The organism is Paenibacillus sp. TC-CSREp1 (assembly GCF_050171015.1).
In the GTDB taxonomy this organism is placed as follows: Bacteria; Bacillota; Bacilli; order Paenibacillales; family Paenibacillaceae; genus Paenibacillus; species Paenibacillus silvae.
The window spans coordinates 198359-212984 of record NZ_JBNOKM010000014.1; the positions used below are offsets into that span (position 1 = coordinate 198359).

The following is a 14626-nucleotide window of genomic DNA, read 5'->3' on the forward strand; positions in this document are numbered from 1 at the left end:
GTCGAGGAAGGGAGCAAGACAGCGATATGGAGGAACCGGTCAAAGTATATAACACTGCCGTTGAGGCTTTTCTTGAAGTGATCGGTGGAAAGTGGAAACCGGTTATTCTGTTCCATCTTACATTTGGCAAGAAGCGCAATGGTGAACTGATGAGGTTGATTCCTGCGATTACGCAAAAAGTGTTGACTCAACAGCTTGGTGAGCTCAAGGAGGCCGGGGTGATTGCCCGGATTTCTCATCACCAGGTTCCTCCAAAAGTAGAGTATGAGTTAACGGAGTATGGGTGGAGTCTGAAAGAAATTCTTCATCTGATGTGCAGATGGGGAGATACACATGTGGAACATGTATATGGTGATCGAGGGAAAATTTTGTTCAAACCGTAACTTCACACCGCTTGGTACAGTTATAAGCCGATTCTGAACTTGGGAATCGGCTTATTCTGCGTTTTCTGATTATGGAATAATCTTACGATCACGCAGATTTTGAAAGATATCCATAAACATCGTCTCTGTATCGATAAACTCGTGGAAACCGAAACGACGAGCTTTGGAGCCATCTGCAAAGAAATCGTAATCCCATGAGAAGACAAAATCACCAAATGCCCAGGAAGAGACATGATCATACGGGTTCTCGATTAAACCGTGCTTTTCAATCATGGAATTCCAAAGCGGTTCTTTATCCTCCATTACCGTTGCAAGTGTGAGAGGTAGTTGCGGAGCAGTTTCCATTTCGAAAAAGGCGGCAATCCTGGGCCACAGATCATTCCAGCGGAACAGGTCGCCGTTAGTAATATTAAATGCCTGATTGGCACAATGGGGTTCGGTTGCCGCCCAGACGGTTGCACGAGCCAGCAATGTTGCATCCGTCATTTCGAGCAGCGAATGATAGGCTCCCGGTTTTCCAGGAAAGCGCAGAGGCAAACCCAGTTCTTTAGAGATTGAAGCATATATCCCGATCACCATGGCGAGATTCATTGGATTGCCAAGAGCATAGCCGCATACAACAGACGGACGCAGTGCTGACCAGGTCCAACGGCTTCCACGCTGCCGATGTTCAAGAAACTGCTGCTGGTCCACATTAAATTCAGGGGGCATGTGATACGCATCCGTTTCTTTGGCAGGTGTTTTGAACGGACCCAGATGTGCGCCGTATACCTTGTATCCTTGCATGAGGCTGATATGCTGAAGGTTGGGTGCGTTCTGTTCGATAACATTGACTACATTGACAAGCATCGTCAAGTTGGGTTGCACCAACTCCGCCCAAGTCGGACGGTCTTGATAAGCAGCGTAAAAAACATGTGTAACAGTTGTCAATTGTCTCAATTTGTTCCTAGTATCCGCTTCATCCAGAAGGTCTGCTGATATATAACGCAAACCTGGAGCATCTTCTCCTCCGCGGCGCGATACGCCAATAATGTTCCATTCCGGAAGTGTCATCAAATGCTCAATCAGGTTTCTTCCAATGACACCTCCGGCACCAATGACCAGCGCGGTGTAACGTTTAACAGATGGATCGGGTTTCATGGGCATGCTCCTCTCTTCTTCTGCTCATATTGTGGTTCAGAACAGAAAGGTTGAGAAGTACGCACTTCAAAGTCATATACGCACCTTAAAGTAATATATGAGCCGGAAGCAGATATCCGTTATGAGAAAGTACACAAATTGGAGGATACGGTGCTTGTAAACAAAAAAGCTGTAAAAGGAGAAGTTGCCACCTTTCACAGCCTTTTCGGCCATACATGCCAAGTTTGTACTATATGTTATGCAGGATATCCGCCGCCTGGAGGCGGCCATGCGCCGTAGAACCGGCGAAGTAGTACAATTTCACCTAAATGATAGGAGTTGTGGGAAGCAATATTACGCAGTAATCCGCCCTTGGTTTCTCCCTGGAAATGGGGCAGTGGATCATTCAGCTGTGCCGTCTCTGCAATCGAGACGGCCAGATCAATGCCGCTCAGGATTGCCCGGATATCCTCCTGCCAAGCATCATTATCCTGTGGTCCTGTTTCCGTAGGCCAGCTCTCGTTTACACTGGCTGGCATTTGCGGTTTGCGTCCCTCTACGTGCTCCAGCATGAACTGCTGCCAGTAGTGCATATGTTTCACCAGTTGATAGATGGTATATGGCATCGCCTCATGTGTACGTCCTGCAAGCTCTACATCAATATCGGGCAAAGCCTTGGCAATACGAATATGTCCCCGCTCCCCGATCAGGGCATTTACAAGGGCTTTTCCAAAACTTTGATTAACATCTGACATATGTGATCTTCCTTTCTTTATGAACAGGTCTTTGGCCTGTTGATATATACATTATACAATTAAATTGTTAAAAATTAAAAAGTGGAAGCAGGAACCATATTTCGGAAAGCCTATGCTATAATAGTGAAAATAAAATCAAGACCTCCGGGTCGGGGAGGAAGCTCCTGTGAAGGTCATATTGGTGGATGATGAACGTCTTGCATTGATCGGATTGCAAAAGTTGTTAGAGAAAGAAGTTAGCGGCATTCAGATTGTTGCCAGCTATATGAATCCGACAGAGGTGACAGCAGGTGTGCTGCTGCATCGGCCGGATGTGGTCTTTCTGGATATCCACATGCCAGAAATAGATGGAATGGACCTGGGGCGGCAGATACAGAAGGCCGTGCCAGGGACTGAAATTATTTTTGTCACAAGCTACGATCAATATGCAGTTCATGCCTTTGAACTTCAGGCGTTAGACTACGTAATGAAACCCGTTCAGAAGGAACGGCTAAAGCAGACGCTGCAGCGTGTGCGGGAGAAGCTCGCTCTGCGGCGTGAGCAGCGAATGATGGAGACAGAAGTTCCCTTAATCTGCTGCTTTAATCAGATAAGCTTTAAACTGCCGGGCAAGGAGCCGCAAGTCGCCAAGTGGCGTACCAGCAAAGCACAGGAGTTGTTTGCTTATCTGCTGCATCATCGGAATCAGGTGATTCATCGCAGTGCGTTGCTGGATTTGCTGTGGCCGGGGACAGAGGAAGAGAAGACAGCACATCAGCTCTATACGACGATGTATCATGTACGTCAGACCTTGAAGACCTGCGGCATGGATATGATTAGCATTCAAAGCGCCCATCTTGAAGCCGGTTACAAGCTTGAATTGGGAGATGCTTTATTGGATAGTGAGCAATGGGAGCGGGAGATGAAAGCCTGGAGAGAATTACAGCCCGGAACAGTTCAGGCATATGAACAGGCAGTATATCGTTACAAGGGCACATATCTTGGGCGTTACGACTACATGTGGGCTGAACCTGAGCGCGAAAGATTACGCTATCTGTGGTTGTACCATATGAGGCAGCTGAATCTGTATTATCTCAGGCAAGGCCAGAAGGACCGGGCAGTAGAGAACATACAGCAGATTCAACAGATGCTGCCTGACGATGAAGAAAGCTACTTTATGCTTATGAAGCTGTACGACGAGATGGATCACAAACTTGGTGTTGAAGAACAATACCGGCTGTTAACGAGCAGAATGGAGCAGGAACTGGGAATACCGATTAGTGAAGAGGTTCAGCACTGGTATAATGATTGGAAACGAGGAAACGCAAAGGCAGGACAACATACAAGATGAACATAAAGAACAAAGGGGTGCTCAGGCGCTTCTACTACATATGGATAATGCTGGTTATTTTTGCTGTATTGTTTGGCATGCGGTGGATGTGGACGCAGTTCTTCCCAACTCTGGATGAGCATCGGGCTGTGAATGGGGTTATGGATTTGCGAGGCATGGATCTGCAGCAGATGCCGGTCATGTATTTGAACGGGGAGTGGGAGCTGTATCCGAATGAACTGCTGACGAGCAAGCAGCTTGCAGCACAGGATGGGGAGGCCAAAGGCAGCAGTGTGCAGGTTCCGGGTGATTGGAGGAATGCACTCCAACCAGACGGGGGAGACTCGCTTGGTTATGCTACATACCGATTGCGTATTCTGATCGATCCGCTTCAGGAACCGGTAGCCTTCTGGTTCAAAAGCATCACCAGTTCATCCGAAATTGAACTCAACGGAGAGCCGGTTTCCATTAGAGGTAAAGTGTCGGAAGATGCTCAAACCTATGTGCCACATAATATCCCGTTTACACCGGTTTTTGATCAGGAGGGTACGACAGTTATTGAAGTGCTTGTTCGTGTGGCTAATTATGATAGTCCATACAACGGTGGCATCACGAAGTCAATCCGTTTTGGTTCTCAAGATGCGGTTGATTATGTTCACTGGTACTCCATCGGTTTTCAATTGGCCATCTTTCTGGTACTGCTGCTGCATGGCATGTATGCTTTCATTTTGTATTTCTTCAATCCGCAAGAGCGCTCCTTATTGGTTGCTGGCATATTGACCTTATCTGTTGGCATCGGAGTAATAGCTGGTCATGACAACGTGTTAATGCTCTGGTTCCCGATCAACTACACCTGGGGAATCAAAATTCGGCTCATCTGTTTACTGCTGCAAAATGCCTGTATCATACTGCTGTTTCAAAGGCTGGCCGGAATAAAGGGGCATCATCGATGGCTCCAGTGGTATGGAGCAGTCCTTATTGCTTATATTATTGTTATTTCTGCGATCCCGATCCACATATTGTACATGATGCTTCATTACAAGCTGATAAGTGTTTTCTTTCTGGTAACCGGGCTGTGGCTGCTTTATATTATTGGTTCAATGATTTTCCGCAAGCAGGGTGATCGAGATATCATTTTCTTGTTTCTAACGGCAGGTGGCATTATTTCCAATCTGTTCTGGAGCTTTATGGAGGATTCAGCGAACGGCACAACCGTGTATTACCCCATCGATATCGTGTTTGCGATTACGGGTTTTTCGGCTTATTGGTTCAAAAAATATTTCAGAAATGCACGCGAGAATATGGAGCTTAACTTGGAGCTGCAGAAGGGAGACAAGATCAAAGATCAGTTTTTGGCGAACACGTCTCATGAACTGCGAACACCGCTGCACGGAATCATCAACATTGCTCATAATGTCGTTAACCGGGAAAAGAATACACTGGATGCTCGCAGTCTCGAGGACATGGAACTGCTGATTACCATTGGGCGGCGAATGTCTCATCTGCTTGGCGATCTGCTGGATGTTGTTAGGTTGAAGGAGCATCGTATTACATTGCAGCGCTCTGCTGTATCGGTACAATCTGCTGTACCTGGAATCATGACGATGCTGGGATACATGGTTGAACGAAAACCAGTGCAGCTTCAGATGCATATTGAGGATAGCTTTCCTCAAGTGTTGGCGGATGAGAAGCGGCTTGTGCAGATTATGTATAATCTGCTGCATAACGCGCTCAAACATACCGATGAAGGTACCATTACGGTGAGTGCCGAGCTTCAAGATGGTCATGCGCTCATTCATGTTGCTGATACAGGTACAGGCATGGACGCGGCAACACAAGAACGGATTTTCCTACCTTATGAACAGGGTGCTTATGATGAACGGGACAGTCAAGGCATCGGACTCGGATTAAATATCTGTAAACAGCTTGTTGAGCTGCATGGCGGCTCACTGTCCGTTCGTTCTATGCCAGGTGAAGGCTCCGTGTTCAGCTTTGATCTGCCGCTGGCTAAATCAGCTGTACCTGAGGCTGCGTCTCTGCCGGGATCACAGCATTCTACCGGGTGGGATCAAGGCACTACCGACATGACAGAGGAGACGTTGAACGCATTTTTATTACAGCATGCTGCTTCAGAACGCACAGAATTCGCGGCTGCGGAGGATGTGCCATCTCTTTTGCCGGAAGGCAAGTCATTCATTCTCGCTGTGGATGATGATCCGGTTAACCTGGAGGTGCTGGTCAGCATTCTTTCTAATGAGCCCTGCCTGATCACCACCGCTCGTTCAGGGCAGGAAGCGCTGGAATTATTAAATGCACGTCAGTGGGATTTATTGATTACCGATGTAATGATGCCTTATATGTCAGGATACGAGTTGACTCGCAAGGTGAGGGAGCAATTTTCCATGTCAGAGCTTCCCGTGCTGCTGCTCACGGCTCGAAGTCAGCCGCCGGATATTTATACGGGGTTTGCATCCGGGGCCAATGATTACATTACGAAGCCGGTGGATGCGGTAGAGCTCAAGTATCGCATACGTGCTTTGACGATGCTGAACAAGTCCATTCAGGATCGGCTGCGGATGGAAGCGGCCTATTTGCAGGCGCAGATTCAGCCTCATTTTCTGTTTAATACGCTGAATTCACTGATGGTGCTTAGTGATATAGATACAGAGCATATGCGCAAGCTGGGTGAAGCCTTCTCCTCTTACCTACGCATCAGCTTTAACTATCTTAATACCGGGGAGCTGGTGAATTTGTCCTACGAGCTGGAGCTTGTGGAGGCATACCTGTTTATCGAGAAAACACGTTTTGAAGACCGTTTGTCTGTCATTCTGGATATTGAGCCTGATCTCCAGCTGCGCTTGCCTCCGCTGTCTATTCAGCCACTGGTTGAGAATGCAGTCAAACATGGTTTATTAAGCCGCCATGCCGGGGGAACGATCTGTTTAACCATCAGCCGGGGCCAGGGTTACACCCGGATTGAAGTAAAAGATAACGGCAAAGGCATGTCGCCTGAGCAGGTCGCTGCCCTGAAGGAAGCTTCGTGGAACAGCAAAGGGGGGATCGGCATCGCCAACACAAACCGCAGATTGATTCAGCGCTATGGTCGCGGATTAACCATTGTGAGCGAGCTGGGTGAAGGCACGATGATTTCCTTTGACATCCCGGACGGGGAAGAGCATTAACGGTGTATGTTCAAGCGATTATACGGATAAGCTGAGGACATCACATACCGAAGACACAGGCTGTTGAAGTCAAACTTCCAGCCTTTTTGCGCTGTCTGAGTGTTATATAAGCTGAACTATTCATTTACACGTGAACGGAGAGGACAGAAAAAACCTGAAAAAGCGAAGCGGTCACCTTTATCACCGGATTTTCCCTTTTAGAAAAAGGGAATCGAAAAAAATCTGGGGATAACAGTGATTGGAAGGTTGTTCTGTCATCGGAGTGGTTTGTGTAAAACTTTTAGTTCAACTCACTTAGATAACAGGTTTCCTGGATTTTAATCATTTCTAATGCCTCTTTCATATGTTAGTATATTTAACATCAGAAGCGCGGCTTCGGTGGTGTGCGTTATGAAACGCTGTAATAGTAGGTGGAGAAGACGATGCGTAATTGGGTTAAAAATGAAAATGTGCAGATGGCAGCTGTTGCTTTGGCTACCGCTGTAGGAGCGCAGTTCAAGATTAATCCCTTTCGGGAGGATTATTTCCGGATCGGGCTCGGGGTCAGTATTTTTTTATTTTTGCTGATGATTATGCCCCACTTGTCTTATATCAAAACAGGAATTCTGACGGGTCTGGCAAGCTTTGCGTTTCAGTCTGCTGATCTGATTCATCATGTGCATACTGTATCATTGCTGGAGAGCATGCGGGATAATCTGGGAGCAGGCTTGTATTATGTGGTATTTGCTTATGGGCTGAGCAGGCTCAAGCACCGATTCCATGAGATTCCTCCGCTCCTGCTGGGAGGCATCATCACCGGACTGGATTTTTCCTCGAATCTGGTGGAGTTATTTGTGCGGGGTGTGCTGAGCGGGAGCAATATATTTTATATGCGTGAATGGCTGTATCTGTTTGTTGTGGGCGGGCTACGAAGTTACTTTGTGATTGGGCTGTACAACAGCTTTGCCGTAAGGCAGATCAGACTTTTGCATGCCGAGCAGGAGAAACGTATGGAGCAGATGCTGAGTGTGAATTCGGGGTTGTACGGCGAGGTGTTCTACCTGAAGAAAGCGATGGACACGATTGAAGGCATTACGGCCAACAGCTATGAGCTGTATCGTGATCTGCGGGAACAGGACATGAACGAATACAGTCAGCGTACACTGGGCATCGCACAGCAGATTCATGAGGTGAAGAAGGATTCTCAGCGTATTCTGGCGGGACTGCTGAAGCTCTATGACAATGAGAAGACCGTGAATATGAGCCTGTCGGAAGTGTTGAATTTTGCAGGCAAGGCGAATCGGAAGTACAGCGAGATGCTGCACAAGCAGGTGAAGATTGAGATTGAACAGCAGTATGAAGGAGAATCGCCGTATTACATTCCACTGCTCACAGTGCTGAATAACCTGCTGGCTAATGCAGTTGAGGCCATAGAGCTGGAAGGTCTGGTTCGGGTTCAGGTGTTTGAACAGGGCATGGAAGTGAATTTTGTGGTGACTGATTCGGGAAAAGGCATACCTGAGGCGAAGCGCGGGGTAATTTTTGAGCCCGGTTATACGACCAAGTTTGATGAAGTTGGCATTGCTGCCACAGGGATTGGCCTGTCGCATGTACGTGATATCGTTCAATCTCTGGAAGGATGCATTCAGGTGGAGTCGGCTCCAGCTGGGCAGGGGACTACATTCAGAGTTAAGATTCCCGCAGTCAATCTAATGAAGGAGGCCGATGTCGATGACACTTTCGATCGTGATCGTGGATGATGATGTAGTGAGTCGCAGCATGCTGCAGGATATCATTGATACTTGCGGATTCGGGGAGCTTGCAGGTATGGCCGAGGGCGGGCTGGAGGGACAGCGTATCGTTCTCGATCGCAAGCCGGATGTTGTGCTGATTGACCTGCTGATGCCTGATCAGGACGGGATTGAAACCGTGTCGAAGCTGAAGCAGAGCGGCTATGGCGGCAAATTCATTATGATCTCCCAGGTGGAGAACAAAGAGATGGTCGGAGCGGCGTATCAGAAAGGGATCGAGTTTTTTATCCATAAACCCATCAATCGAGTGGAAGTAGAGCATGTGCTGAACAAGGTAAACGAGCAGTGGAAGTATGAGCGATACGTGCAGGAAGTCAAACAGTCCATGGCTCGGCTGAATCTGGTTGAGGCTCCTGCTCCTGCGAAGACCCGAACCGTACGAGAAGTAGCGCGCAGCATACTGATGGACCTTGGAATTATCGGTGAAAGCGGAAGCAAAGATATAGTGGCCTTAATGGAATATGCGATTGAGCAAAGGCAATCTGCGGAGCTGCCGCCATTGAAGGAAACCTATGAAGCGGTGGCCCGGGCGTACAAGCAGACCGCCAAGGATGTAGAGAAGGAATGCAAGGCGATGGAGCAGCGCATTCGCAGAACGGTTCTGACGGCACTGACGAATATGGCTTCTATTGGACTGACAGACTACAGCAATCCTAAATTCGAGCATTATGCGCCACTATATTTTGATTTTCAGGATGTACGCATGAAGATGAGGGCTATGGAAGAAGAGCAGGCAGTGGACAAGAGCAAGGTGAACATTAAGAAGTTTATGCAGGTGTTTTACATGGAAATCGTAGAAAAAATGAACGGTTGAAATGCGGGTGCGCTGAGTAAGACAACCAAGAGAGAGTAAGATAAGGATCATAAAACGATCACAAAAGGGAATTCTCGAACAGTATTTTCGGGAATTCTTTTTTGTGTTATATAAAATAACATATTATTCTATGACCCCTGCCTTTTTTCACACTATAGTGCATATTTTCATCTAAAAACACTATTGTGTTAATTTAATTAACATTAATTGTAGATATTTTATGTAGGATTGCGTAAGTTTTCGTAGGTGTAGAAATACAATACGTACATAAATACAAATGATCGATTCGGTCGATCCCAATTACATTCGGAAAAGGGGTTTTTCCATGAAAAAGGCAGCATCTATCGTAATGGCAGCATTTCTTGCATTGGCACTAAGTGCCTGCGGCGCAGCAAAATCGGGTGAGGACGGTAAAGCCCAGTCTGCAAGCGGATCGGCCGTAGAGAAATATACGTTTGGTACCGATGCGACATATCCCCCGTTTGAGTTTCAGAAGGACGGAAAATATGTAGGGATCGACATTGACCTCATGAACGCAATTGCGAAAGAGGAAGGCTTTGAAGTCGAGATCAAACCGATGGATTTCAAGGGCATCATCCCGGCCATTACAGCCAATCAATTGGATGGGGCCATTGCCGGCATCAGCATTACGGATGAGCGCAAAAAAGTGGTCGATTTCTCGGACCCGTATTATCAAGCCGGACTGTCCTTAATTGTGAATGAAGATAACAACGACATTAAGAGTCCTCAGGATTTGAAAGGCAAAACGATTGCGATTAAAAAAGGTACATCTGGCGCCAACCTTGCGGATGAATATGCCAAAACCTATGGCGCAACCATTAAATATTTTGATGACAGTCCGTCCATGTATCAGGAAGTAGCGAACAAAAACGCGGATGCAACACTTGAAGACTTTCCGGTGATTTCGTACAAAATTGCGATTGACCCGAATGCCAAGCTCAAAATTGTCGGTGATCGCTTGAACGGAGACTTTTACGGCATTGCCGTAGCTAAAGGGGATACCGCATTGCAGAAAAAAATTAACGACGGGTTGAAGAAATTACAGGAAAACGGCGAATACGACAAGATTGTTGAAACTTATTTAGGATCAGCGGCGAAGTAGAAGGGAACGTGATACGGATGGATTCCTCCTTGCAAGTCATACTGGACGCACTGCCTCTTCTGTTAGAGGGAACGGTTGTTACGTTGAAAATTGTTGTAATCTCGCTCATCTTTGCTATGGTGATCGGTCTGATCTCAGGGCTGATGAGCACCTCCCTGAATCGGCTGCTGCGGCTGGTGGCTTCGCTTTATGTGGATATCATCCGCGGCACACCTCTTCTGGTACAGGTATACTTCATATACTTTGGTCTGCCAGTGTTTCTGGATATGCGAATCCCGGCCATGACCGCAGGTATCATTGCTGTTAGTCTGAATGCCGGGGCTTATGTCTCGGAGATTTTCCGGGCAGGCATCGAGTCCATAGGCAAAGGCCAGCATGAAGCCGCAAGATCACTGGGCCTCAGCCGGTTCAAGACGATGTGGCTGGTGGTGCTGCCGCAGGCAACCCGGCGTATGATTCCTACGTTTGTGAACCAGTCTATCATTACGATTAAGGACACATCGCTGTTGTCGGCCATAGGCATTGCAGAGCTGACACAGACCGGAGAGATTATTATTTCCTCCAATTTCCGGGCATTTGAAATCTGGGGTGTTGTCGGCATCTTTTATCTGATTATCATTGTCCTGCTGTCCCGGGCTTCCCGGTTCATCGAAAGGAGGTATGCAATCCGATGATTACGGTAGAGAATCTGAGAAAGCAATTTGGTGCAAATGAAGTTCTGAAGGATATCTCCACAACGATCCGGGAGCAGGAGGTGGTATGTGTAATCGGCCCTTCGGGGTCTGGCAAAAGCACCTTCTTGCGCTGCCTCAACCTGCTGGAGGAAGTCACGTCAGGCAAGGTCATTATTGGCGAAGTGGAGGTCACCTCGCCCAAGACGAACATTGACGAGCTGCGCACCAATGTGGGCATGGTGTTCCAGCAGTTCAACCTGTTTCCTCATCTGACGGTGCTGGAGAATATCATGCTGGCACCCAAGCATATCCGCAAGCTGAGCAAAGCCGAGAATGAGAGCAAGGCGATGGAGCTGCTCGGCAAGGTCGGTCTGTCCCAGAAAAAAGATGCCTATCCTGAGCAGCTGTCCGGCGGACAGCAGCAGCGTGTAGCGATTGCCCGTGCACTCGCCATGAACCCGAGTGTCATGTTATTTGATGAACCAACCTCGGCACTGGACCCCGAGATGGTCGGTGAAGTGCTGCAGGTGATGAAAGACCTTGCCCATGAGGGCATCACGATGATTGTGGTAACACATGAGATGGGCTTTGCTCGCGAGGTGGCAGATCGGGTGATCTTCATGGACGGTGGTTATATCGTCGAGGAAGGCACGCCGGAGGCTATTTTTCAACATACGCAGCATGAACGGACGAAGGCATTTCTGGGCAAGGTGCTGTAACAGGGTCAGTATAAACGAAATAAACCTTCGGGCTGCCTGCTGATTCAAAACAGATCATAGGATTTATCCCCTCCGGTTGAGTCGTGAACGAGGGCATCTGAATGGATGCTCTTGGGCAGGCTTGCTTGCAGGGGATTTTTGCTGTTATGCGTAATACATATTAGAATGGATTCATCAGAAGTGTCGTTGTACGCATCAACCGCCAGGGAGGGCATCGTCTATGGAGCGAATAACCCGGATGGATAAAGGGATTTTCAGAACAAATCTGCTGCAGGCACTGGATGAGATTCGAACGCGGGATCAGCTGCAATATGAAGACATTCAACTGCTCATTGAACCTGTGCCCGAGATGGACAAATCCCTGAATGGTGCAGATGAGATGATGCGGCTGGTGGTGCTTGCCCCGGAGAATGTTGCGCATCGTCATTTCACTGTAGAAGAGGCGGTGGAGCTGCTCTGCTGGCACGTGCCGCTGGTGCCGCTCTGGATTGATGTGTCTTTGGCAGGCGTGGAACAGGACGGGGAGCGAGCCGTATTCAAGCTGGCGTGCAGCCCGCGTTTGCGTAAACCAACCCAGCTTCTTCATGCGGACACAGGGCATGCTCCGTTCCGGGTGACATAGCAAGTGTCAGGGTCGAGGCGCAGCATCATCGGTAGTGGAGTGTTCGGTGAGGATATAGATTGTTAATCAGAACAGGAGGATACATATGACTAAGCATACCAATGAGGGGTTACAGACCATTGCGATGTCAGACCTTGCTCATCTCAAAATCCATGGCAGAACAACGGCTAATCGCACCCCTGTAACTCTGTTTTGGACGGGAAGTGCGGTGGAGCTTAACGTTCAGGGTGCTGAATTGTGGGTGGAGGTCGAGTCTGCATATGATCACCTGGAGCCCTGGATCAGCGTTGTAGTTAACGGTGTTCCAGTCAGTCGACAGATGTTAACCTCAGGCAGAGGCTGGCACTGCATTTTTCGCGGGATGAACCCTGATGCGGTGAAAAATGTGCGCATCATCAAGGATGTACAAGCGATGAGTGCAGACCCGGGCTGTCTTTTACAATTTCATGCGGTGCGAACGGATGGTGTAATGCTGCCTGTTGAGGAGAAGCCATATCGAATTGAGTTTATTGGCGATAGCATTACTTCAGGCGAGGGTGCAATCGGTGCGAAGACGGAGGAAGACTGGGTGCCGATGTGGTTCAGTGCGTTGCACAATTATACGTATATGACTGCCGAAGCTTTGAATGCAGAGTATCGTGTGATCTCTCAAAGCGGCTGGGGAGTGCTGAGCAGCTGGGATAACAATCCGCAAGGCAATATACCTGCGTATTATGAACAGGTGTGCGGCCTGCTGAACGGAGAACGGAACGAGCAGCTTGGTGCGTTTGAACCCCATGATTTCAGCACCTGGCAGCCGGATGTCGTTGTGGTTAATCTGGGCAGCAACGATGATGGTGCATTTCAGTCTCCGGCATGGACCGATCCCGTCACCGGACAGGTGTATAAGCAGCGTTTGAACGAGGATGGAACCTATCATGAAGCGGACCTGGCCAAGTTTGAGCAAGCGGTGCAGCAGTTCCTGACCAAGCTGCGAAAAAATAACCCGCAGGCGCATATTGTCTGGGCTTATGGCATGCTTGGGGCCTCGCTGCTTCCAGCTATTTATCGTGCCGTGGATGGATATAGCAAGCAAACCGGGGACCGCCTTGTTTCGATCCTGCAGCTTCCGGATACAACGGAAGAGACGATGGGGGCGAGAACACATCCGGGTGAGCTGTCCCATCACAGGGCGGCAGAGGTTCTGACGGCGTATATTCGTAAGATTTTGAAATAAATCGTGATTGCTCTTTATATAGGCCTGAACGCTGTCACAACGATGTTATAGAGAGGCTCCATAGATGGCAAAGCGTTGTTTAGCTACAGCACGAATGCAAGTAGCATAGCCGACAACCACACAGCTTCCAGCCCGTGAAGCCCTGTTTCATGACGATGTAATATACCCAAAGACCGCACAGCAGATTGCCGCGCGGTCTTTGGTTTCTTTTCTAACGAGTAGATTCGTCTGCTGGTGCACCTGCTGCCTGGTCAGGCTGTACCTCGTAACGAATGGATACGATCTGTCCAAGGGTTTGGGTGCTTATCATTTTCAGCAGCGTAGGTACGGTGCCTTTGGGGAATAACGGGATGCCTTCACCCAGCACCTTCGGGATCACGGCTACCTCTATTTCATCCAGCAGCTGTGCGTCCATTACCGACTGAACAAGCAAGCCCCCGCCGACAATCCATACATCTCCCTCCGAGGTCTGTTTCAGACGGGGAATGAGTGTTTCCAGACTCTCGGCAGTGAACTGCACATGTGGCGCAGGAGGCTGCTCCGAGCGGGAGAGCACGTATGTCGGACGATCCGCATAAAGGAAATCCTCGGACAGGGTCAGTACCTCCTCATATGTGGAACGCCCCATGACGACACTTCCAATCGTTTGATAGAAAGCGGCATAGCCGTTATCTCCTCCATCCCCTTCGACATCGAACAGCCAATCTACGGAGCCATCGAGGCGTGCAATATAACCATCCAGACTAATAGCAATGTATAGAATTGTTTTTGAAGCCGTCATGATCATCGCTCCCTTTCTTATGATAGCTACAGCATATACCTGAACTATGACAAAACATGTCGTAGTTATATGAAGTCGTCCAAGATAAGACATGTTAAGGATGGAAGCCGATGACATGGTCATGACGGGTTGGAGTGCT

13 protein-coding genes are annotated in these 14626 nt (G+C 48.4%); 10 read left to right on the top strand and 3 right to left on the bottom strand.

The window, feature by feature from the left end:
* Nucleotides 1–26: 26 nt before the first annotated feature.
* Nucleotides 27–383 carry a winged helix-turn-helix transcriptional regulator gene (locus tag ACQSGY_RS21780; protein ID WP_427180646.1) on the top strand — a complete coding sequence of 119 codons (357 nt, stop codon included), beginning with the start codon at nt 27–29 and terminating at the stop codon, nt 381–383.
* 69 nt (nt 384–452) lie between these two features.
* Here ACQSGY_RS21780 and ACQSGY_RS21785 read toward each other — a convergent pair whose 3' ends face one another.
* Both ACQSGY_RS21785 and ACQSGY_RS21790 read right to left on the bottom strand, forming a co-directional pair.
* Entirely contained in the window at nt 453–1523 is a 1071-nt protein-coding gene (locus tag ACQSGY_RS21785) for an SDR family oxidoreductase (RefSeq protein WP_427180647.1), read from the bottom strand.
* Between the two features lie 236 nt (nt 1524–1759).
* Nucleotides 1760–2257 carry a DinB family protein gene (locus tag ACQSGY_RS21790; protein WP_427180648.1) on the bottom strand — a complete coding sequence of 166 codons (498 nt, stop codon included), beginning with the start codon at nt 2255–2257 and terminating at the stop codon, nt 1760–1762.
* A 166-nt stretch (nt 2258–2423) separates the two neighbouring features.
* Here ACQSGY_RS21790 and ACQSGY_RS21795 point away from each other — a divergent pair, with 166 nt between their 5' ends.
* The 9 genes from ACQSGY_RS21795 (at nt 2424) to ACQSGY_RS21835 (ending at nt 13706) form a co-directional block, all read left to right on the top strand.
* Entirely contained in the window at nt 2424–3587 is a 1164-nt protein-coding gene (locus ACQSGY_RS21795; protein ID WP_427180650.1) for a response regulator, read from the top strand.
* Nucleotides 3584–6748 (top strand): hybrid sensor histidine kinase/response regulator, encoded by a 3165-nt coding sequence (locus tag ACQSGY_RS21800; protein WP_427180651.1) that lies wholly within the window; start codon nt 3584–3586, stop codon nt 6746–6748. The genes ACQSGY_RS21795 and ACQSGY_RS21800 overlap by 4 nt, the downstream gene beginning before the upstream one ends.
* A gap of 422 nt (nt 6749–7170) precedes the next feature.
* Entirely contained in the window at nt 7171–8487 is a 1317-nt protein-coding gene (locus tag ACQSGY_RS21805) for a sensor histidine kinase (protein WP_427180652.1), read from the top strand.
* Complete coding sequence (locus ACQSGY_RS21810) at nt 8459–9352, top strand: response regulator (protein ID WP_427180654.1); 894 nt, start codon at nt 8459–8461, stop codon at nt 9350–9352. The genes ACQSGY_RS21805 and ACQSGY_RS21810 overlap by 29 nt, the downstream gene beginning before the upstream one ends.
* Before the next feature lie 325 nt (nt 9353–9677).
* Nucleotides 9678–10475 carry a transporter substrate-binding domain-containing protein gene (locus ACQSGY_RS21815; protein WP_111272049.1) on the top strand — a complete coding sequence of 266 codons (798 nt, stop codon included), beginning with the start codon at nt 9678–9680 and terminating at the stop codon, nt 10473–10475.
* A gap of 17 nt (nt 10476–10492) precedes the next feature.
* Nucleotides 10493–11149, top strand: coding sequence for an amino acid ABC transporter permease (locus ACQSGY_RS21820; RefSeq protein ID WP_111272050.1), 657 nt, complete (start codon nt 10493–10495; stop codon nt 11147–11149).
* Nucleotides 11146–11868: an amino acid ABC transporter ATP-binding protein gene (locus ACQSGY_RS21825; protein ID WP_145405009.1), complete on the top strand. Its 723-nt coding sequence runs from the start codon at nt 11146–11148 to the stop codon at nt 11866–11868. The genes ACQSGY_RS21820 and ACQSGY_RS21825 overlap by 4 nt, the downstream gene beginning before the upstream one ends.
* 220 nt (nt 11869–12088) lie before the next feature.
* A complete protein-coding gene (locus ACQSGY_RS21830) occupies nt 12089–12490 on the top strand; it encodes a hypothetical protein (RefSeq protein WP_427180657.1) in 402 nt (133 codons plus the stop codon).
* 85 nt (nt 12491–12575) lie between these two features.
* Complete coding sequence (locus ACQSGY_RS21835) at nt 12576–13706, top strand: GDSL-type esterase/lipase family protein (RefSeq protein ID WP_427180659.1); 1131 nt, start codon at nt 12576–12578, stop codon at nt 13704–13706.
* Between the two features lie 211 nt (nt 13707–13917).
* Here the strand turns inward: ACQSGY_RS21835 and ACQSGY_RS21840 are convergent, their stop codons facing one another.
* Entirely contained in the window at nt 13918–14493 is a 576-nt protein-coding gene (locus ACQSGY_RS21840; protein WP_427180696.1) for a dihydrofolate reductase family protein, read from the bottom strand.
* Nucleotides 14494–14626 lie beyond the last annotated feature (133 nt).

What these genes read in the sequence shown, in the direction of transcription:
- ACQSGY_RS21780 (WP_427180646.1), top strand. Translation starts at nt 27, where the DNA reads ATGGAGGAACCGGTCAAAGTATATAACACTGCCGTTGAGGCTTTTCTT.
- ACQSGY_RS21785 (WP_427180647.1), bottom strand. Translation starts at nt 1,523, where the DNA reads ATGAAACCCGATCCATCTGTTAAACGTTACACCGCGCTGGTCATTGGT.
- ACQSGY_RS21790 (WP_427180648.1), bottom strand. Translation starts at nt 2,257, where the DNA reads ATGTCAGATGTTAATCAAAGTTTTGGAAAAGCCCTTGTAAATGCCCTG.
- ACQSGY_RS21800 (WP_427180651.1), top strand. Translation starts at nt 3,584, where the DNA reads ATGAACATAAAGAACAAAGGGGTGCTCAGGCGCTTCTACTACATATGG.
- ACQSGY_RS21805 (WP_427180652.1), top strand. Translation starts at nt 7,171, where the DNA reads ATGCGTAATTGGGTTAAAAATGAAAATGTGCAGATGGCAGCTGTTGCT.
- ACQSGY_RS21810 (WP_427180654.1), top strand. Translation starts at nt 8,459, where the DNA reads ATGACACTTTCGATCGTGATCGTGGATGATGATGTAGTGAGTCGCAGC.
- ACQSGY_RS21815 (WP_111272049.1), top strand. Translation starts at nt 9,678, where the DNA reads ATGAAAAAGGCAGCATCTATCGTAATGGCAGCATTTCTTGCATTGGCA.
- ACQSGY_RS21820 (WP_111272050.1), top strand. Translation starts at nt 10,493, where the DNA reads ATGGATTCCTCCTTGCAAGTCATACTGGACGCACTGCCTCTTCTGTTA.
- ACQSGY_RS21825 (WP_145405009.1), top strand. Translation starts at nt 11,146, where the DNA reads ATGATTACGGTAGAGAATCTGAGAAAGCAATTTGGTGCAAATGAAGTT.
- ACQSGY_RS21830 (WP_427180657.1), top strand. Translation starts at nt 12,089, where the DNA reads ATGGAGCGAATAACCCGGATGGATAAAGGGATTTTCAGAACAAATCTG.
- ACQSGY_RS21835 (WP_427180659.1), top strand. Translation starts at nt 12,576, where the DNA reads ATGACTAAGCATACCAATGAGGGGTTACAGACCATTGCGATGTCAGAC.
- ACQSGY_RS21840 (WP_427180696.1), bottom strand. Translation starts at nt 14,493, where the DNA reads ATGATCATGACGGCTTCAAAAACAATTCTATACATTGCTATTAGTCTG.